This is a genomic window from Celeribacter halophilus, from assembly GCF_018860305.1.
Taxonomy (GTDB): Bacteria; Pseudomonadota; Alphaproteobacteria; order Rhodobacterales; family Rhodobacteraceae; genus Celeribacter; species Celeribacter halophilus_A.
In genome coordinates, this window is the sequence record NZ_JAHKPE010000030.1 from 14,051 (window position 1) to 32,452 (window position 18,402).

The following is an 18,402-nucleotide window of genomic DNA, read 5'->3' on the forward strand; positions in this document are numbered from 1 at the left end:
CCATGAGCCATATGTTCAACAAACCCTACGCGGCTCAAAGCCAATCGGAAAACGGTCGTGTGTTTATCGCCTTGGTCTTGTCCCTTGTGGTGGTGTTCGTTGCGGGGATCACCCTGTTGGTGCGTTCCGATTACAAACGCACGGTTAATGAATCCGAAGACCAGCTTGCCTATATCGCAGAACTGCTTGAGCAATCGGTGGAAGCCACGCTGGCTGTCGCCAATTTGCAGATGTGGAGCATGATTGACCAAATTGCTCTGACCGAACTCGGGACCACGGAGGAGATCGAAAGCCGCTATGGTGACTTGTTGCGCAAGACCGTTGAGGAAATCGACCAGATCAACAGTGTGGTCCTGATCGCCACTGATGGAAATGTGGTCTGGGCCTCTGTGGATAACCTCAGCGGACGGTATCTTGGAGACCGCCAGTATTTCCGAGAAGCCTTGCGTCTGGGCGAGGGAGAATATGCCGTCGGCGTGCCTTTGATCGCGCGAGGAAGCGGACAGCGTGTGACGCCGATTGCATGGCCGGTGGCCTCTCCCTACGGGCGGGTGCTTGGCGTGATCGTTTCGTCCTTGGGGGAGGAATATTTCTCGGACCTGCTGAGCCTGACCGAGTTCCCACCTGATCTGCATGTCGACATTCAGGCCTCGAACGGGGCCGCAGCATTCCATTCCAACGATGCCCCGCGCGAGATCGGCTCGACCATCATCAGCGCCACCAGAGAGATTGCCTCGCTGGGACTGACGATTGATGTCAGCCGTAGCAAACACTCGGTCATGGCGGCCTTCTATGTGCGGACCGCCGGTTTCATCGCTGTAGCGATCGTTCTGTTTTCCACGGCAATCGGCATGGCCATTCGCCTGAAAGCGAAGTCCGTTCAACTTGCGACCGGATTGCATCGTTCGAAAGAGGACAACTACCGCATTGTCGCGGCGCAACGCGAATTCAATACAATTTTCGACAATGTCGGGGACGGGATCGTTATCTTTTCCGAAGACGGCACCCTGAATCGCACCAACAAAATGGCCCGCGAAATCTTGGGAACAGAGGGCAGCGAAGCGGCTGTCGCACGGCTGCGCACGCTTCTGCCGGAGTTTTCGGATATCAACAGTGATTTTGAGGTGCATCGGATCAAAACCGACGAGACACAGCCCGACCAGGCAGTGCAATGTCGGGTGATGAAACTGACAACCGGCGATCAGGAAATTGCCTATTGCGTGCTCACCGATGTCACTGCCGAAGAACGGCTCGCAGCGGCGCGCACCAATTTCATCACCTCCATCAACCACGAATTGCGTACACCTCTGACCTCGCTTGCGGGGGCCTTGGAGCTTCTGGAAAACAGATATGCCGAGAGCTTGCCCGCACCTGCCGCGCGCTTGCTGGCGATGGGGTCGCGCAATGCGGACCGGTTGCTTTTGCTGGTGAATGACATCCTGACGTTGCAGGCCATTGATCAGGGGAAATTCCATGTGGATGCCGAACCTGTTCCGGTGGAGACCGCTTTGGAAGAGGCTATTTCGACCAATTCCGGCTATGGCGTGGCCACCGGTGTGAAACTGAAGTGCACCGCTTCTGTGACCGGCGATGTGTTTGTCGATCCGGACCGGTTGCAGCAGATTTTCTCGAACCTCATCTCGAACGCGGTCAAATATTCCCGACCCGAGGAGATTGTCGAGATTGGCGCACAAGAGGCGGGCGACGAGGTCACATTCTATGTTCGCGATACGGGGCCGGGCATTCCCAAAGCCGCCCGCCATCGTCTTTACGAACGCTTCACCACGCCGCTGCACGGGCGCGGTGTGCAGATGAGCGGCACGGGCCTTGGCCTTGCAATTACCAAGCAGCTGGTCGAGCGACAGGATGGCCAGATCACCTTTGAAACGCGCACGGAGGAAGACGGGCAGAAGGACACGGGCACTGTCTTTTATGTCACGTTCAAACGCCCCGCAGCGCCCGCAATGGAGAAAACCGCATGAAAGTTCTGTTTGTCGATGACGAGGCCGATATCCGCGAGATGATCGAAATCGCCTTGATGGTCGAGGAGGATATTGACGCAACCTTCGCGTCCGGCGGTGCCGAGGCCATTGAAATCCTGAAAGCGGAAACTTTCGATGCGATCCTTCTTGATGTGATGATGCTGCCGCCGGATGGTGAAGAAGTCCTCCGCACTGCGCGCAGCTTGCCGGTGCACAACACCACAAAGATCGTCATGTGCACAGCCAAAACCTCGCAAGAGACGGAACAGGAGCTCAAGGCGATGGGAGCGGACCGTGTTCTGCACAAACCCTTCAAACCCGTCAAACTGGCTGGCTATCTGCGACAGCTTTTGGGAACGGAATAGGGCTGCCGCCTCGTGGGTTTGACACGATATTTGAACGTTCTCTGCCTGTGACGCGCGAGGGCACTTCACTTCCTTGTTATCTTGCCGTCACCTGTGAGAAATGATGCCTCACCCTGTCCTAACATCTTGGCAATGCATCAGAATGCCGCCGATTTTGTCCTCTGAGTTTCCCTGTCCGGAACGGGCGCAAGGGCGCGATCTTCAGGAATGTGCTTTGCCATGCCTCTATCCTGTGAGGAGCCGGACTTGGTAAAATGTGATATGCCCTCTATATCAAGCCGACTTTGCGTTCGGCGATTTTTTGCCGAGGAGGAAATCTGCGGAGCTGTATCCGGACATTATGTGTCCGAGACAGCGGGCTTGGGCAAACCGCTGTGTGATTGGAGACGGGTATGATTGATGCGGCCATTCAGCCATTGCAACGGCGCCTGCTGACCCCGATGGGGCAGTGGCTGGTCGTGCGTGGGGTTCAGGCGGACCACATCACGCTTGCGGGCTTTGCCCTCGGCCTTTTGGCAATTCCGGCGCTGGCGTTCGGTGCCTATGGTCTGGCCTTGGCACTGCTCTTGATGAACCGTCTGGCGGACGGGCTGGACGGCACGGTTGCGCGCCTGTCCGAGCCGACCGACCGCGGTGCGTTTCTGGATATCGCGCTCGACTTTGTTTTCTACGCGCTGTTCCCCTTGGGCTTTGCCCTCGCGGACCCGATGCAGAATGCCTTGCCTGCAGCCGTCCTGATCGCCGCTTTCGTCGGCACGGGGTCGTCTTTTCTGGCCTTCGCCGCCATCGCCGCCAAGCGCGGGGAAACGGCAACGGAGTTCCCGTCCAAAGGCATCTACTATCTGGGCGGCCTGACCGAAGGGTTCGAGACCATCGCGGTGTTTGTCGTGATGTGTCTTTTCCCGCAGGGCTTTGCGCTTCTGGCCTACGGTTACGCAGCGGCATGTGCCTTGACCACCGTCCTGCGCTGGCACCAAGGTTGGCAAGCCTTCGCATCACGGAAATAATGACAGAAACCGCGCGGCTGTATCGACAAAACTTGTTTCGGAGACCCTATGAAAACTTCTCTCATCCTCGCCCTGTCATTGCTTGCCACACCAGCCCTGGCTGATTGGCAAGAGACCTTGGACGCTGCACGAGGGCAGACGGTCTACTGGAACGCATGGGGCGGCGATGCGCGCACCAATGCCTTTATTGACTGGGTGGGGGACCAGACCGAAGCGCTTTATGGCGTCGAGGTCGAACAGGTCAAGCTGAGCGATACGGCCGAAGCCGTCACCCGCGTGCTTTCGGGAAAATCCGCAGGGCAGGATACTAGCGGCAGCGTGGATCTCATCTGGATCAACGGGCCGAATTTCCTGGCGATGAAGGAACAGGGCCTGCTCTACGGTCCTTTCGTGGCCGATCTGCCCAACGCGCGCTATCTCGACCTCGGGCCGGACTCGCCCGCCTCGGTCGATTTCACTGTGCCTGTTGAGGGGATGGAAAGCCCGTGGCGACTTGCGCGCTTTGTGTTCAGCTACGACTCCGCGCGTGTGCCAGAGCCGCCGCGCACTATGGCCGAGTTCGCAGATTGGGCTGCTGCCCATCCGGGGCGGTTCACCCACCCCGATCCGTCCAATTTCATGGGCGCGACCTTCCTGAAACAGGCCCTGATCGAACTTGCTCCTGATCGTGACATCTTGCAAGAGCCCGTCACCGATGCCCGATTTGCCGAGGTCACAGCGCCGCTGTGGGCGTGGTATGACGCGCTGCGCCCGAACCTGTGGCGCGGGGGGGAGACCTATCCGGCCAATGAATCCGTGCAGCAACAATTGCTCAACGATGGCGAGGTGGATATCGCCATGTCCTTTGATCCTGCCTCGACCGCTGCCGCCATCGCAGACGGTCTGTTGCCCGAAAGCGCCCGCGTCTTCGTGCCCGAAGGTGGCAGTCTCGGCAATATCAGCTTTGTCGCTATCCCCTATAATGCGGCCAATGCTGAAGGGGCGCAGGTTGTCGCAAACTTCCTGCTCGACCCCGCGACGCAGGCTCATATGCAGAATATCGAGGTGTTGGGCTCCTTCTCAGTATTGGACCCCGCACGGCTTGATGCGGAGGCGAAAGCTGCCTTTGATGCGCTACCGAGTGCGCCAGCCTTGCCGACACGGGAAGAGCTTGGCCCGACGCTTCTGGAGCCGCATGCAAGCTGGATGACTCGGCTGACCGAGGCTTGGGCGCAGCGTTACGTCAAATGAGCCGCATCGTATGAAACACCAAGGCCGCCTGCTGCGTATGGCTGTTCTGGCGGTGGTCGGGCTTGGCCTGATCGCCCCGATAGCCCTTGGCCTGTGGCAGACAGGACGCGCCGCATTCGGCATCCTGCCGGCCTTGGGGCAGGACGTAGTCTCCCTTGAGCCGTGGCGTGCCTTGATCGAACTGCCGGGCTTTGCCACCAGCCTGCGCCTGACATTGGTGACAGGGCTTGGCTCGACCTTGCTTTCCTTGCTGCTGGCGGTCGGGTTTTGCGCCGCCGTCCATGCGCGGATCACTCCCGCGTCGGGCGCACGGATGCTGACGCCGTTTCTGGCCATTCCCCATGCGGCAATGGCGGTGGGGCTGGCCTTTGTTCTGGCCCCCTCCGGCTGGATCGCGCGGATGCTCGCACCGCTTGCGGGCTGGGCGCATCCGCCGGACATCGCCACGGTCAATGACAGCTGGGGGCTGGGATTGATGATCGGGTTGATGGTCAAGGAACTGCCGTTTCTGTTGCTGGTGATCCTCTCCGCGCTCAGCCAGATCCCCGTTGCGCGCCATATGGCGGCGGGGCGTGCGCTTGGCTACGGGCGTGGGATCGTCTGGATCAAGGTCATCATGCCGCAAGTCTGGCCGTTGATCCGCCTGCCGGTCTGGGTCGTGCTGGCCTATGCGCTCTCGGTCGTGGATATGGCCATCATCCTTGGTCCTTCGACCCCACCGACCTTGGCGGTGGCTGTGACGCGCTGGTTCAGTGATCCTGATCCGTCGATGATCCTGCCCGCTTCTGCCGGTGCGATGCTGCAGGCGGTGATCGTCGGAGCAGCAGTTGCGCTGTTGATTGGGTTGGAAGCTCTGGCCAAAAGGTTTGGCCGCTGGTGGCTTAGACGCGGGGGACGGGGGCTGTCGGCGGAACCGGGATTGCGGCTGGCCACTGTTGTGGTGATGGCGCTGATGGCCTTGGGGGCGTTGGCGATCCTGTCGCTTGTGATCTGGTCGCTGGCGTGGCGCTGGTCTTTTCCGCAGATATGGCCGGAAAGCTGGTCTCTGAAACCGTGGGCGCGGGCGCAAGGCGGCTGGATGGAGGCGCTTGGAACCACGCTGGTGCTGGCGCTGGCAACCGTCGGGCTGTCGCTGGCGCTGGCGATTGCGTGGCTGGAGGGCGAAGACCGTGCCAATCGCAGCCGCGCCCCTTGGGCTGAGGCGCTGATCTATCTGCCACTTCTGATCCCGCAAATCGGTTTTCTCTACGGGTTGAACACCGGTTTTCTCCGGATCGGCCTGTCGGGCAGTCTCTGGGCCGTGATCTGGGCTCAGGTGCTCTTTGTCTTTCCCTATGTGATGATCGCGCTGACAGACTCTTGGCGTGCGTTGGACCCGCGTATGATCCGCGCCGCCGCCGCACTGGGGGCAGGGCCGAACCGCAGGCTATGGACCATCAAGCTGCCGGTTCTGATCCGCCCGATCCTGACCTCTGCCGCCATCGGCGTGGCTGTCTCCGTGGCGCAATATCTGCCGACGCTTTTCATGGGGGCGGGCCGCGTGGTGACGCTGACCACCGAAGCCGTCACCCTGTCGTCCGGCTCGGATCGCCGTGTCACCGGTGTCTATGCCTCGCTGCAAGCGGGGCTGCCTTTTGCCGCCTATCTCGTCGCCTTTGCGCTGCCTGCGGTCCTGCATCGCAACCGCCGCGCCCTTTCCGGAGCTTCTGTTACATGAGCCTTGATCTTGATGCATTGTCCATCCGCGCGACGAATGGCCAACCGTTGTTTGCCCCGCTGACCCTGACGGTTCCGGCGGGCGAGGTGGTAACTGTGATGGGGCCGTCCGGTGTGGGGAAGTCGACCTTACTGGATGCGATTGGCGGGCATCTTGGTCACGGGTTTCACCTCTCCGGCGCAGTGCGGTTGAACGGGCGTGATGTCACAAGCCTGCCCGCCGAAGCGCGTCGGATCGGGTTGATGTTTCAGGATGCGCTGCTGTTTCCGCATATGTCTGTTGGCGACAATCTGGCCTTTGGCCTACCGTGCAGCTTGCGCGGGCGGGCAAAACGGCGCGCGGCGGTAGAAACGGCTTTGGCTCAGGCGGGACTGGAGGGGCTTTATGACCGTGATCCAGCGACATTGTCGGGCGGTCAGCGTGCTCGCGCCGCACTTATGCGTACATTGCTGGCCGATCCCGCGGCCTTGCTGCTGGATGAACCGTTCTCGAAACTGGATGCAGGGCTGCGCGACGACATGCGGCGTTTTACCTTCGCGCATGTGACATCCCGCGCCATCCCAACGCTGCTCGTCACCCATGACCCCGAAGATGCTGCCGCAGCCGGTGGCCCTGTCATCGCGTTGAAAGCGGATGGGGTCTGAGAGGGGGTGCTTTGTGTTAGGTGGGACTGAAAAAGCCATCGCACCAAACGCGCCGCCGGCGGAGTAAAGGGGCGCATTTGGTGCGGATCAGTGCGCAGGTCGCGCAGTGCTTATTTGAGGAACACGCGTTGGATGGCTTCGGCGCGTGTCAGACCTTCGGCGGCCAGAGCATCGTCCGACATATCGGCAACGCGGCGCGCTTCTTGTGTCATTGCGACGGCCTCGGCAAGGTTGTCGAGCATGTGGTTGATCGCGATGAAAGGCCGCGCCAGCGTGTGGCGCAGGTTGGATCCGTGATGATGTGCATTTGCATATGCCATTGGAAGAACTCCGCTTATGTAACTCGGTCTCTTCCTCCCTGCCTGTAAGATGGGGCGCGGGGCCGCTCTTGAGCACCCCGAAAATGCAGATACCCAATATGCAACAGACGCAACCCCGCCCGAAAACCGTGCGATCTTTGCACGGGTTTCAGGTATCAGAAGGGCGCGGCGGGCTCACAGATACGCCGTGGGGATCGCTGTGGTGAATTTCAATTCTTCCATAGATATCATGGAGTTGACCTGACTGAACTCCAGTTTCTGGATCATCTGTTTGTATACGGCGTCATAGCGGGCCATGTCCGGTACGACGACTTTGAGGATATAATCCACCGTGCCGGTCAGACGGTAGGCTTCGACCACTTCTGGGATTTCATCGATCAATTCCCGAAACTTGTTCAGCCAGTCGATTTCGTGATGCGAGGTGCTGACGCCGATGAACACGGTCAACGGCACATTGGCACGGGTCTGGTCCACCAGAACGACCCGTTTCTTGATGACGCCCGCCTCTTCCATCCGCTTGATTCTGCGCCAACAGGGGTTGGTGGACAGGCCAACCGCTTCGGAAATGGCCTGAATCGGCGTATCGCTGTCTTTTTGCAGGATTTCCAGAATGCGCCGATCTGTTTCATCGAAGGTAATGCTTTCGATCGGCTTTGATCCTGTCTTGCGGGGGCGCGGTTCTGTCATGCGGGAACAAACTCCATAACTACTCCTGCTGCAAATTCGGGTCCGACACAGACACCTTTCAATGTTGCCGAAAAAGCCACATCCGATTTCTCAAGGCAACTCTTCAGGCGGTCAAGGTCGCGGGTCTTGAGGCGCAGGGTTGTGAAAGCGCCTTGCGCGGTCGCCGCGAGGTTTGCCGCAGGATAACGCGCTGCCATTGCGTCCGGTGTGCACAGGATCAGGGAGGCCGAATTCGCACCGGTGGAGACCTTGTAACCGCCTTCAACTTCGGAGATTTGCCCCGCCGCCCAGAGCCGTGCGAAGATTTTTGCATCCTCTTCAGGGGTCTCGGAGATGGCCAGAATGGCATCAAGGCCGCAGGCGGTATTCGCGTGGTCGAAAAGTTCCGGTATCCACACGGTCTCCCGCGTTTTGTGCTGACACATAAAGACGCTGCCGAGGGGCGTCTCCTCTGGCGCGAAGGCGACGGTCGAGAAGGCGGCGACCCCTTCGGACCCGTCGGGCAGAGGCACGGGGCGGGAGAAGCTGCCCAAGCCTTGCGTTGCAATACCAAGTGCGGACAGGGCTTTCGCCGCCTCTTCCGCATCATTGATCCGGCAGGCGATGGCGTGGAGCCCTTGCCCCTGTGTTGCCAGGGTCTCCCGTCGTGCCGCGTTCAGTTCCGTCGGGGCCAGAATGCCCAGCAGTTCAAAATAGTCGTTCGGGAACATGATGGTGTAATTCGCCGTGCCCTTGGCCGCCGAATGGGCACCACGGGGTGAAAGCGTAAATCCGAGAGCCTTGAATTGCGCGGCGGCGGCATCGAGATCATCGACGAGGGCAAAGCAATGGTCGATACCTTTGACAGGGTGGGTCATTTCAAATTCTCCAAAGACATGGTTGGCGGCGTTATTTGCGGACAGGGGCGAGCACGATTTCCGGCAGGCTGATGCCGGGTTGCATCTCTGCGACGAACACGGCGGTTTTGGCCATGTCTTCGGGCTGGATCATCGCGGCGAGCTTGTCCGTGTCAAAGCCGGGGCGTTTGGTGAGAAGCGGTGTGGCGACCTCGGCGGGGCAGAGGGCAGTCGAGCGGATACCGTTCTTGCCCTCTTCATCGTTGAGGCTCAGCGACAGGTCGGACAGCGCATGTTTCGATGCGCCATACACCACGCCACTGACCGGAGAATGAAACCGTCCCGCCCAGCTTGAGGTATGGATCATCACCCCGTCATGTTGGGCACGCATGATTGGCAGGCAGGCGGCAATGACATTGAGCGCACCGGTGATATTCACATCAATCACCTGATCCCAGCTTTCCCAGTCCAGATCCGCCCATGTGCGTTTCGGAATGTTCAATCCGGCATTGTTACAAAGCACCGTCAGATTGCCACCCCATGCGGCAATGTCTTGGGCGGCTTGCGCCATATCCGCGCGATCCGTCACATCGCCTGCACGGATAAAGACATCCTGAGTCGACGGAAACTCGGCGGCAACGTCTTCAAGGGCGCTTTGATTGCGGGCGGTGAGCGCCACGCGATAGCCCGCTTGGGCAAAGCCGGTGGCCATCGCAGCGCCGATTCCCGACCCCGCTCCGGTGATCCATGCTACTTTCTTCATATTTTTCCCCGAATAATCCGCAATAAAAAGATCGTAACACCACTTTTTGAGCAATGTGTAGGATAAAATCCCAATTTATCTAAAATATTTAGCTTTGCATGTTGACTATACGTTATCCATCTCGTCATTTGAACCTACAAGACGCACTGCACCATCAAAGCACAAGGCCAAGCGCAACAGGGCCGTTCCAGACCATCCAATCGGGAGAACGAGAGACGATGACATTCACTATGAAAAAGGCAGGACTCACACTTGCCATGACGGGGGCTCTGAGTTCCGTGGCTTATGTGGCCAATGCGGAAGAAGAAGTCCAGAAGGGCGGCACGGCGATCATCCATATGATTTCCGAGCAACGCATCCTGAACCCGGGTCTGCGCGCCTCCACCGGCGTCTATAACATCACCGGCAAAATCATGGAGCCGCTGATCGACAAGAGCTATGAGGGCTATGAACCCGTTCTGGCTACAGAATGGTCCGGCTCTGAAGACGGCAAGACGATCACCGTCAAACTGCGCGAGGGCGTGAACTGGCATGATGGCGAGCCCTTCACCTGTGACGATGTTGCCTTTTCCGCCATCGAGCTTTGGAAAGGTCTTCTGAACTACTCCTCCGCGCTTCAGGCCAATCTTGAAAGCGTCGATTGCCCCGATCCGCACACGGCTGTGTTCAACTATTCCAAGCCCATGCCGCTTGAGCTTTTCGTCGCGGCCATGCCCGATCTAGGGCATCCGGTGCCGAAACACCTGTATGAAGGCACGGACATTCTCAAGAACGAATACAACACCGCGCCGGTTGGCACGGGGCCGTTCAAGTTTGTCGAATACCAGCGCGGCCAATATGTGCTGGCGGAAAAGAACGACGACTACTGGCGCGAAGGCTACCCCTATCTCGACCGGATAGTCTGGCGCTTTATCAAGGACAAATCCGCTGCCGCCGCCGCTCTGGAAGCGGGCGAAGTGCATGAATCCGGCTTTATCGGTGTGTCTATGGCCGATGTGGACCGTTTCAGCAAAGACGACCAGTTCGATGTTGGCACACAAGGTTACGAGAACAACGTCGCCCATTCCACGGTCGAGTTCAATCACCGCAACCCGATCCTTTCCGACGTGAAAGTTCGTCAGGCCATGTATCACGGCCTCGACATCGACTATGCGATCCAGACCATCATGCACGGCTTTGCGAAACCGGGGCGCGGTCCGGTGCCGAGCGCGGGTGGCATCAATTACACGGATGAAGTGCCGACCTATGCCTATGATCCGGAATTGGCAAAGACCATGCTCGATGAGGCAGGCTATCCGGTGCAGGACGACGGCTACCGTTTCCACCTGCGTCACCGTCCGGCGCCTTGGGGGGAATATACCCAGCTTTGGGCCGAGTATTTCTCGCAAGCCATGAAAGAGATCGACATTGATGTCGAGATCCTCACCAACGATGCACCGGGCTTTTTGAACGGTGTTTACCGTGACCATGATTTCGATACGGCGAACGGCTGGCACCAGTTCCGGTCCGACCCTGCTGTGTCTACAATGGTCTGGCTGCGCTCCGGTCAGCCGGAAGGCACGCCGTGGACCAACCAGTTCGGCTGGAAAAGCGATGAAATGGATCAACTGATCGACACTGCGGCGTCCGAGCTGGACGTAGAGAAACGCGCAGAAATGTATCACGAGATTCAGGCCAAAGCGATGGAAGAGCTGCCGGTGATTTTCGCGATCGAACATCCGTTCATCTCGGTCACCTCCACAAAGCTCCACAACCACCACAACACGCCGCGGTGGAATTCGTCGAGCTGGTATGACCTCTGGCTCGAACAGTAAGACCTTGTTCCCCGGCGGGCGCGCGACCCTTCGCGCCCGCCTTTTTCCCCGAGACTTTCCAATGGCACGATCCCGAAGGATCCAACGACAATGACACTGCACATGCCTCCGATCCTGATCTACGCGCTGCGGCGTCTGGCTCAGGCCATCCCCGTGGTCATCCTGATCATGATCGGCACGTTTCTTTTGCTCAAACTCGCACCGGGTGACACGGTGGACGCTCTGGTCGGCGATATGGGCGGAGCCGATGCCGCATTTATAGCGCGGCTGCGGACCGAATACGGGCTGGATCAACCGATCTGGGTCCAACTCTGGCGCTATATGGTCAAGCTGGCCTCTTTTGATTTCGGCTGGTCCTTTGTCTATGAGCAACCTGTGTCGACCGTCCTGATGGAACGCCTCGGGACCACGCTGATGCTGATGGCGGCGTCTTTGAGCATTGCCTTCACCGCCGGTATCGCGCTTGGAGCGATTGCCGCGCGCCGTGCCTATTCCGCGACGGACAACCTGATTTCTGTTCTGGGCCTCGTGTTTTACGCGACGCCTTCGTTTTTCCTTTCCCTGATGCTGATGCTGGTGTTCTCCGTCAAACTCGGCTGGTTGCCGGTGGGCGGAATCAAGACCATTGCCGCTTTCTACACCGGTTGGGATCACGTCTGGGATGTCATTCGCCACCTGATCATGCCGACCGCCGCGCTGTCGCTTATCTATCTGGCCTTCTACCTGCGCCTGATGCGCGCCTCAGTGATGGAAGTGGCCGATCTCGATTATGTCCGCACCGCACGGGCCAAAGGCGCCAAGGAAGGCCGCCTCATGATCCACCACATCATGCGCAACGCGTTGTTGCCTGTGATCACGCTTCTGGGGCTGCAATTCTCCACTGTGCTGGGGGGCTCTATCGTGGTCGAAACCATCTTCACCCTGCCCGGACTGGGACAGCTCGCCTACCAGTCTGTTGTGCAGCGCGACATGAACACCTTGATGGGGATCATCTTCCTCTGCGCCATCATCGTCGTCGTCGTCAACTTTCTCACCGACCTGCTTTACGCACGTCTCGACAGCCGGATTGAACTCGCATGACCCTTGCCGATACTGAAATCGCTCCGCCCGAGCCTCCGCGCTATGTGATGTTCTGGCGCCGCTACAAACGCAACCGTGCCGCTGTTCTGGGCCTCGTTCTCTTTGCCGTCGTGGTGCTTATGGCGCTCTCTGCGGGCCTCATCGAACCGGGTGATCCGCTGCGCCGCGCAGGTGACCCGCTGACCCCGCCTTTTGTCAACTGGGCCACGCCTCTGGGCACGGACCAACTGGGGCGTGACGTGCTTGCAGGTGTCTTCTACGGCGCGCGCATTTCCCTTTTGATCGGGGTGGTTGCCACATTGGTCGCCATCGTGATCGGCGTCGTCATTGGCGCTCTGGCCGGATATTTTGGCGGATGGGTCGATGATGTCCTGATGCGGATCACAGAAGCCTTCCAGACCATTCCGAACTTTGTTCTCCTGCTGACACTTGTCGCGATCATGGGCTCCAAGATCGAATGGATCACGCTGGCCATCGGCATCGTGAGCTGGACCGCGCCCGCCCGCATGGTGCGTGCCGAGTTCATGTCCCTGAGAAATCGCGAATTTGTCGATGCCGCGCGCAATCTGGGCGTGTCGAACACCTCCATCATCTTTCGTGAAATCCTGCCCAATGCCATGCCGCCGATTGTGGTCTATGCCTCCGTCATCATGGCGCTGTCGATCCTGATGGAAAGTGCGCTGGCCTTTCTTGCTCTTGGAGACCCGAACTATGCCAGCTGGGGCAATATGATCGGTCAGGGCCGCGCCGTGCTGCGCTCTGCACCTTACTGCGCCGTGATCCCCGGCATTGCGATCATCCTCACCGTGCTTTCCTTTTCGCTTCTGGGCGAGGGGCTCAATGATGCGCTCAATCCGAGGCAGAAAAAATGACCAAGACACCTCCTCCCGTCCTTGAACTCTGCAATCTGGAAATCTCGCTTCCGAAAAGCGCGGACCGTCCCTATGCCCTCGAAGGGCTTGACCTGACCATTGAACCCGGTGAGATCGTCTGCCTTGTGGGGGAAAGCGGTTCGGGCAAATCGCTTTGCGCCGGTGCGATCATGGGGCTTTTGCCGGAGCCGCATGTGCGTGTCACCGGTGGCGCGATCCGGTTTCTGGGCGAAGAATTGCGTGGCAAAACCGACGCCGAAATGCGCAAGCTGCGCGGGGCCGATATTTCAATGATCTTCCAAGAGCCGATGACGGCGCTCAACCCACAAAAGACCGTGGGGTGGCAGATCGACGAAGTGTTGCGTCTGCACACGAAACTGGGCAAGGCTGATCGGAATGCCCGCGCTATCGAGATGCTCGAACGGGTACATATCCCCGATCCTGAATCGGCCTACAATGCCTATCCACACCAGATTTCCGGCGGGCAGCGGCAGCGGGTGATGATCGCCATGTCGCTCGTTTTGTCGCCCAAGCTGATCATCGCGGACGAGCCGACCACGGCGCTTGACGTCACTACGCAGTTGCAAATTCTCAAACTCATTCGAGAATTGCAGGAAGAAGAAGGCGCAGGGGTTCTGTTCATCACCCACGATTTCGGTGTTGTGGCCGAGATCGCTGACAAGGTGGCCGTGCTGTGCCGTGGCGAACTGGTCGAAAGCGGCACCACGGATCAGGTGTTGAACCACCCCCGACACCCTTACACACGCGCCCTGATTGGTGCCGTGCCAGCCCTGACGCCGCCGCCGCTCAAAATCGCGTCTGACGCGCCTGTCGTTCTCAAGGGCATAGGTCTCAAAAAGACCTTTGCGGCACGAGGCGGCATGTTTGCAGGCAAGCGCAAGGCCGTGACTGCGGTCAAGGATCTCAGCTTCGAACTGCGTCAGGGGGAAACACTTGGTGTTGTGGGCGAAAGCGGCTCCGGCAAAACCACGGTTTCGCGGATCGTCACGCGGCTCTTGGAATGTGACCAAGGCTCTGTGGAACTGGACGGCAGTGACCTGCTGGCGGCAACGCCCAAAGAATTACGGGCTTTGCGTCAGCATATCCAAATGGTGTTCCAAGACCCGATGGCTTCGCTCAACCCCCGCAAGCGGGTGGTCGATCTGATTGCTCAGGGGCCGATTGTGCATGGCACCGATCCGGCGCAGGCGCGTGAAGAGGCCAAAAAGCTCTTGGAACTTGTCGAACTGTCCCCTGCTGCGGCCAACCGTTTCCCGCACGAGTTTTCCGGCGGGCAGCGTCAGCGCATCGGCATTGCGCGCGCATTGGCGCTTGAGCCGAAAGTCATCGTCGCTGACGAACCCGTCTCGGCGCTGGATGTGTCGGTGCAGGCGCAGGTGCTTAAATTGCTTGCCGACCTGCGCGACCGGTTGAACCTCTCGCTGCTGTTTGTGACCCACGATCTCAGGGTCGCAGCCCAGCTTTGTGATCGCGTTATCGTCATGCAAAAGGGTGAAATCGTGGAGACCGGCCTGACCGCCGAAGTCTTCGCCAACCCGCAGCACCCCTACACGCAAAATCTGTTGTCTTCTATTCCGGGCCGCGACTGGACACCTCCGTCGCTGCACGTGGATGTTGCTTAAGGACCTGAAATGTCACTGGAATTCAAAGATATCCGGAGCGCGTTGATCGGGGAAGGGGCGGCAATCTCCGGCCCCTTCGGCCCCCGCGCGCTGATCTATGCCGATTATGTTGCCTCGGGACGTGCGCTCGGTTTTATCGAAGATGCGATCCGCACCCATGTTCTGCCCTATTACGGCAACACCCATACAGAGACCTCTTTCGTCGGGCGGCGCACCACGCAGTTGCGCGAAATGGCCCGCGAGGCGGTGCGCAAAGCGGTCAAGGCAGACGAGAACCATGCGGTGATCTTCACCGGATCGGGGGCGACCGGCGCAGTGGACAAGCTGGTGCGGGCTTTTTCGATGAAGGGGCTCTCGGATGGCGTCGTGTTTGTCGGCCCCTATGAGCATCACTCCAACGATCTGCCCTGGCGCGAAAGCGGCGCGACGGTGGTGCGGGTGCCTTTGAATGCGGCGGGCACGATTTGTCTTGAAACGCTGGAGCGCGAAATCGCGGCCCATGCGGACGCACCACTCAAAATCGGGGCGTTTTCGGCGGCTTCGAATGTCACCGGCGTGCGTACCGACCTGCGTGCCGTGGCGCGGTTGCTTCATGCTCATGACGCGTTCTTCGTGGCCGATTTCGCGGCGGCAGCGCCTTATATGCCCGTCGAGCTGGCGGAAAGCGTCAAGGGCGCGGGCGACCGGATCGATGCAGCGGTGATCTCGCCGCACAAGTTTCCCGGTGGTCCCGGGGCCTCCGGTCTGTTGATTGCCGAGCGCAGCCTGTTTGACAGCGCTCGCCCGACCCTGACGGGGGGCGGCACGGTGAGTTATGTGACTGCCGAAGGGCATAGCTATATTTCCGATCCGGAACATCGCGAGGAAGGCGGCACACCTGCCATTGTCGATAACATCCGCGCAGGCATGGTGATGCAACTCAAACGGGATATGGACGAGACCCGCGTCGAGGCCCGCGAAACCGTGCTCACCCGCCGGATGGAAGATGCCCTGCGTGCCATTCCGGGGATGGAGCTTCTGGGGCCGTCCAATGTGCCGCGTCTCGGGATTTTCTCTTTCAACCTTCGGGTCAAAGGGCGGTTGTTGCATCACAACTATGTCGTGGCGTTGCTCAATGACCTCTTCGGGATTCAGGCCCGTGGCGGGTGCTCTTGTGCCGGTCCTTACGGTCATGCCTTGCTCGACATAGACCAAACCACCAGCGCACGTCACGAAGCGGCGGTGCAGCATGGTCATTCGATCTTCCGTCCGGGCTGGGCGCGGTTCGGGATCAACTGGTTCTTTGACGAAGAAGACGTGGACAAGATCGCCGCCGCGATCCGTTTCGTTGCCGAACACGGGCTCGATATGCTGGCTTACTATCGCCTCGACGCGGTTGAAGGCATCTGGCGTGCCACACCTGCTTTCGAAGACACATGCCCCGCCGCGCTTTCCGCTCTGTGGCAGGGGCAGGGGGCCTCTGTCGATCTTGTGCCCGATTTCGAGACCTGTCTGGCAGAGGCCCGCCGACTGGCGGAAGAGGCCAGAGAACAGCCCTGTGCCCACGGGCCGGAATTGTCCTCCGAGGAAGAGGCGCTGCGCTGGTTCTGGTTGCCCCATGAGGTGACTGACATGAAAACGAAAGGGGCTGCGTGATGGCTGTCGAGTTTCCGAAATCTCTCTGGGCGGCAACCGCGCCGGAGCGGCCCCTGTCTTCCCCGCTGCAAGGCGTTGAAGAAACGGATGTTGCCATCATTGGCGCAGGGTTTACAGGCCTGTCTGCCGCCATTGAAGCACGCAAGCGTGGCCATGCGACCACTGTGATCGAGGGCAAGGCTGCGGGCTGGGGCGCCTCCGGTCGCAACAACGGTCAGGTCATTCCGATCCTCACCTCGGCGGAGCCGGATGTCTGGGTCTCGCGCTATGGAGACGCGGGCAAACGTATGGTGCGCCTTATTGGCAATTCGGGCGATGTGCTGTTCGATCTGGTGCGTGAATTCGGGATGCAGGCCGAGGCCGAGCAGAGCGGCTGGTTCCAGCCTGCGCATAGTCCCGGTCGTGTGAAACTGTCGCAGAAACGGGTCGATGCGTGGCAACGTTACGGGTTTCCGGCGGAGCTGAAAGACGCCAAAGCCTGTGCCGATATTCTGGGCTCGGACTTCTGGTATGGCGGGATGTATAACCCGACCGGTGGCCATATCAATCCGCTGGCGCTGGCGCGTGAAATGGCACGTGTGGCAGAGCATCTGGGCGCGGTGATCCACGAGGAAAGCCCCGCGACTTCCTTTGAGCGTGTGGGCAGTCAATGGATCATCAAAACGCCCAAGGGCACGCTGAAAGCCCGCGCGCTGATTATGGCGAGCAACGCCTATACGGGCGAGTTGGCCCCGCGTCTCGCACCGCGCATTGCCCGTTCGATCGTGCCGGTTCTGAGCTGGCAAATGGCGACAGAACCAGTGGGCGACAATCTGCGCCAGAAACTCCTGCCAGGTCGTCAGGCCGTCTCGGACACTCGTGGCGATCTGCGGTTCTTCCGCTACGATGCGCGCAACCGTTTGATCACTGGCGGGGCTGTGATCGGCTCTATTGACGTGGCCAACCGCGTGCGCCGGAAAGCGGCGAAAAATCTGGCCGAAGCTTTCCCCGAACTAGGCGTGCCGGAGATGACCCATGTCTGGTCCGGCTATATCGGCATGAACTGGGATCGCTTCCCGCGCGTGCACAGGCTTGGCCCTGATGGCTGGGCATGGATCGGCTGTAACGGGCGCGGGGTAGCGCTTGGCACATCCTTGGGGCGCGAGTTGGCCCGTGCGGCAACCGGACAGCCCGAAGATGAACTGGCCCTGCCGGTGACCGAGCCGCATCCCTTCCCGATGCACGGGATCGTGCGGCGCGTCGCCCCCACCTATTTAACCTGGCTCAAACGTCAGGACCATAAGGAGATCAACCTGTGACGGAGACACCCATGGCAGAAGCCAAAGGCATGGATTTAAACGACATTCCGATCCTTCTACGCCGGAAGATCGAAGCAATGATCCTCAAGCATGTGTTTGATGTCATCAGTGAACGGTCGGGACGGGAAGAGGCCGAGACTGTGCTCGATGCCGCCGTGTCAAAATCCGCAATCGAACAGGGAAAGATGCTGGCCGACGAGTTGGGCCATGCGCCCGACCTGACGGATTTTGCGGCGATCCAGCCCAACTGGACCCGCGAGGATGCGCTCAGGATCAAGACCATCGAGATGTCCGAAGAAAAGATGGATTTCAACGTCGTGAAATGCCGCTATGCGGAGATGTATCAGGAGATGGGGCTGGGCGACATCGGGCACCTTCTGTCGTGCAACCGCGACGGGGATTTCTGCATCGGTTACAACCCCGATATAGAGATGACCCGCACCCAGACCATCATGAAAGGCGCAAGCCATTGCGACTTCCGCTACCGCATGAAAAAGGAGGCCTGAGCT

The 18,402-nt window shown here is 59.5% G+C and carries 17 protein-coding genes; 13 read left to right on the plus strand and 4 right to left on the minus strand.

Translation table 11 applies throughout. From position 1 onward, the window contains the following. The first annotated feature begins 2 nt into the window (after positions 1–2). The 6 genes from KO492_RS11205 (at position 3) to KO492_RS11230 (ending at position 6,945) form a co-directional block, all read left to right on the plus strand. The gene (locus KO492_RS11205) at positions 3–1,982 is read left to right on the plus strand and encodes an ATP-binding protein (RefSeq protein ID WP_216045036.1); all 1,980 of its coding nucleotides are present in this window, start codon (positions 3–5) and stop codon (positions 1,980–1,982) included. Next, entirely contained in the window at positions 1,979–2,347 is a 369-nt protein-coding gene (locus tag KO492_RS11210; RefSeq protein WP_216045037.1) for a response regulator, read from the plus strand. Before KO492_RS11205 ends, KO492_RS11210 begins: the two co-directional genes overlap by 4 nt. A gap of 392 nt (positions 2,348–2,739) precedes the next feature. Then, on the plus strand, positions 2,740–3,354 hold the full coding sequence (locus KO492_RS11215; RefSeq protein ID WP_216045038.1) for a CDP-alcohol phosphatidyltransferase family protein: 615 nt from the start codon (positions 2,740–2,742) through the stop codon (positions 3,352–3,354). Positions 3,355–3,402: 48 nt separating this feature from the next. Beyond that, entirely contained in the window at positions 3,403–4,584 is a 1,182-nt protein-coding gene (locus tag KO492_RS11220) for an ABC transporter substrate-binding protein (protein WP_216045039.1), read from the plus strand. Between the two features lie 10 nt (positions 4,585–4,594). After that, positions 4,595–6,301 carry an ABC transporter permease gene (locus KO492_RS11225; protein WP_216045040.1) on the plus strand — a complete coding sequence of 569 codons (1,707 nt, stop codon included), beginning with the start codon at positions 4,595–4,597 and terminating at the stop codon, positions 6,299–6,301. Continuing rightward, on the plus strand, positions 6,298–6,945 hold the full coding sequence (locus tag KO492_RS11230) for an ATP-binding cassette domain-containing protein (protein ID WP_216045041.1): 648 nt from the start codon (positions 6,298–6,300) through the stop codon (positions 6,943–6,945). The genes KO492_RS11225 and KO492_RS11230 overlap by 4 nt, the downstream gene beginning before the upstream one ends. A 110-nt stretch (positions 6,946–7,055) precedes the next feature. Here KO492_RS11230 and KO492_RS11235 read toward each other — a convergent pair whose 3' ends face one another. The 4 genes from KO492_RS11235 to KO492_RS11250 form a co-directional block, all read right to left on the minus strand. Beyond that, positions 7,056–7,265, minus strand: a complete 210-nt coding sequence (locus KO492_RS11235) for a hypothetical protein (protein ID WP_216045042.1) — start codon at positions 7,263–7,265, stop codon at positions 7,056–7,058. A 174-nt stretch (positions 7,266–7,439) separates the two neighbouring features. Then, the gene (locus KO492_RS11240; protein ID WP_216045043.1) at positions 7,440–7,952 is read right to left on the minus strand and encodes an Lrp/AsnC family transcriptional regulator; all 513 of its coding nucleotides are present in this window, start codon (positions 7,950–7,952) and stop codon (positions 7,440–7,442) included. Then, on the minus strand, positions 7,949–8,809 hold the full coding sequence (locus KO492_RS11245) for a VOC family protein (protein WP_216045044.1): 861 nt from the start codon (positions 8,807–8,809) through the stop codon (positions 7,949–7,951). The genes KO492_RS11240 and KO492_RS11245 overlap by 4 nt, the downstream gene beginning before the upstream one ends. A gap of 31 nt (positions 8,810–8,840) precedes the next feature. Continuing rightward, positions 8,841–9,551 (minus strand): SDR family oxidoreductase, encoded by a 711-nt coding sequence (locus KO492_RS11250; protein ID WP_216045045.1) that lies wholly within the window; start codon positions 9,549–9,551, stop codon positions 8,841–8,843. Between the two features lie 218 nt (positions 9,552–9,769). Between KO492_RS11250 and KO492_RS11255 the strand changes: the two genes are divergently transcribed. The 7 genes from KO492_RS11255 (at position 9,770) to KO492_RS11285 (ending at position 18,399) form a co-directional block, all read left to right on the plus strand. Next, positions 9,770–11,365 (plus strand): ABC transporter substrate-binding protein, encoded by a 1,596-nt coding sequence (locus KO492_RS11255; RefSeq protein ID WP_216045046.1) that lies wholly within the window; start codon positions 9,770–9,772, stop codon positions 11,363–11,365. 90 nt (positions 11,366–11,455) lie between these two features. Next, a complete protein-coding gene (locus KO492_RS11260) occupies positions 11,456–12,445 on the plus strand; it encodes an ABC transporter permease (protein WP_216045047.1) in 990 nt (329 codons plus the stop codon). Beyond that, the gene (locus KO492_RS11265) at positions 12,442–13,317 is read left to right on the plus strand and encodes an ABC transporter permease (RefSeq protein ID WP_066601298.1); all 876 of its coding nucleotides are present in this window, start codon (positions 12,442–12,444) and stop codon (positions 13,315–13,317) included. Before KO492_RS11260 ends, KO492_RS11265 begins: the two co-directional genes overlap by 4 nt. Continuing rightward, complete coding sequence (locus KO492_RS11270) at positions 13,314–14,960, plus strand: ABC transporter ATP-binding protein (protein ID WP_216045048.1); 1,647 nt, start codon at positions 13,314–13,316, stop codon at positions 14,958–14,960. The genes KO492_RS11265 and KO492_RS11270 overlap by 4 nt, the downstream gene beginning before the upstream one ends. A gap of 9 nt (positions 14,961–14,969) precedes the next feature. Then, positions 14,970–16,595: an aminotransferase class V-fold PLP-dependent enzyme gene (locus tag KO492_RS11275; protein WP_216045049.1), complete on the plus strand. Its 1,626-nt coding sequence runs from the start codon at positions 14,970–14,972 to the stop codon at positions 16,593–16,595. After that, the gene (locus tag KO492_RS11280; RefSeq protein WP_216045050.1) at positions 16,595–17,893 is read left to right on the plus strand and encodes an NAD(P)/FAD-dependent oxidoreductase; all 1,299 of its coding nucleotides are present in this window, start codon (positions 16,595–16,597) and stop codon (positions 17,891–17,893) included. Before KO492_RS11275 ends, KO492_RS11280 begins: the two co-directional genes overlap by 1 nt. Continuing rightward, positions 17,890–18,399 carry an L-2-amino-thiazoline-4-carboxylic acid hydrolase gene (locus KO492_RS11285; protein WP_303578336.1) on the plus strand — a complete coding sequence of 170 codons (510 nt, stop codon included), beginning with the start codon at positions 17,890–17,892 and terminating at the stop codon, positions 18,397–18,399. The genes KO492_RS11280 and KO492_RS11285 overlap by 4 nt, the downstream gene beginning before the upstream one ends. Positions 18,400–18,402 lie beyond the last annotated feature (3 nt).

What these genes read in the sequence shown, in the direction of transcription:
- KO492_RS11205 (WP_216045036.1), top strand. Translation starts at nt 3, where the DNA reads ATGAGCCATATGTTCAACAAACCCTACGCGGCTCAAAGCCAATCGGAA.
- KO492_RS11210 (WP_216045037.1), top strand. Translation starts at nt 1,979, where the DNA reads ATGAAAGTTCTGTTTGTCGATGACGAGGCCGATATCCGCGAGATGATC.
- KO492_RS11215 (WP_216045038.1), top strand. Translation starts at nt 2,740, where the DNA reads ATGATTGATGCGGCCATTCAGCCATTGCAACGGCGCCTGCTGACCCCG.
- KO492_RS11220 (WP_216045039.1), top strand. Translation starts at nt 3,403, where the DNA reads ATGAAAACTTCTCTCATCCTCGCCCTGTCATTGCTTGCCACACCAGCC.
- KO492_RS11225 (WP_216045040.1), top strand. Translation starts at nt 4,595, where the DNA reads ATGAAACACCAAGGCCGCCTGCTGCGTATGGCTGTTCTGGCGGTGGTC.
- KO492_RS11230 (WP_216045041.1), top strand. Translation starts at nt 6,298, where the DNA reads ATGAGCCTTGATCTTGATGCATTGTCCATCCGCGCGACGAATGGCCAA.
- KO492_RS11235 (WP_216045042.1), bottom strand. Translation starts at nt 7,265, where the DNA reads ATGGCATATGCAAATGCACATCATCACGGATCCAACCTGCGCCACACG.
- KO492_RS11240 (WP_216045043.1), bottom strand. Translation starts at nt 7,952, where the DNA reads ATGACAGAACCGCGCCCCCGCAAGACAGGATCAAAGCCGATCGAAAGC.
- KO492_RS11245 (WP_216045044.1), bottom strand. Translation starts at nt 8,809, where the DNA reads ATGACCCACCCTGTCAAAGGTATCGACCATTGCTTTGCCCTCGTCGAT.
- KO492_RS11250 (WP_216045045.1), bottom strand. Translation starts at nt 9,551, where the DNA reads ATGAAGAAAGTAGCATGGATCACCGGAGCGGGGTCGGGAATCGGCGCT.
- KO492_RS11255 (WP_216045046.1), top strand. Translation starts at nt 9,770, where the DNA reads ATGACATTCACTATGAAAAAGGCAGGACTCACACTTGCCATGACGGGG.
- KO492_RS11260 (WP_216045047.1), top strand. Translation starts at nt 11,456, where the DNA reads ATGACACTGCACATGCCTCCGATCCTGATCTACGCGCTGCGGCGTCTG.
- KO492_RS11265 (WP_066601298.1), top strand. Translation starts at nt 12,442, where the DNA reads ATGACCCTTGCCGATACTGAAATCGCTCCGCCCGAGCCTCCGCGCTAT.
- KO492_RS11270 (WP_216045048.1), top strand. Translation starts at nt 13,314, where the DNA reads ATGACCAAGACACCTCCTCCCGTCCTTGAACTCTGCAATCTGGAAATC.
- KO492_RS11275 (WP_216045049.1), top strand. Translation starts at nt 14,970, where the DNA reads ATGTCACTGGAATTCAAAGATATCCGGAGCGCGTTGATCGGGGAAGGG.
- KO492_RS11280 (WP_216045050.1), top strand. Translation starts at nt 16,595, where the DNA reads ATGGCTGTCGAGTTTCCGAAATCTCTCTGGGCGGCAACCGCGCCGGAG.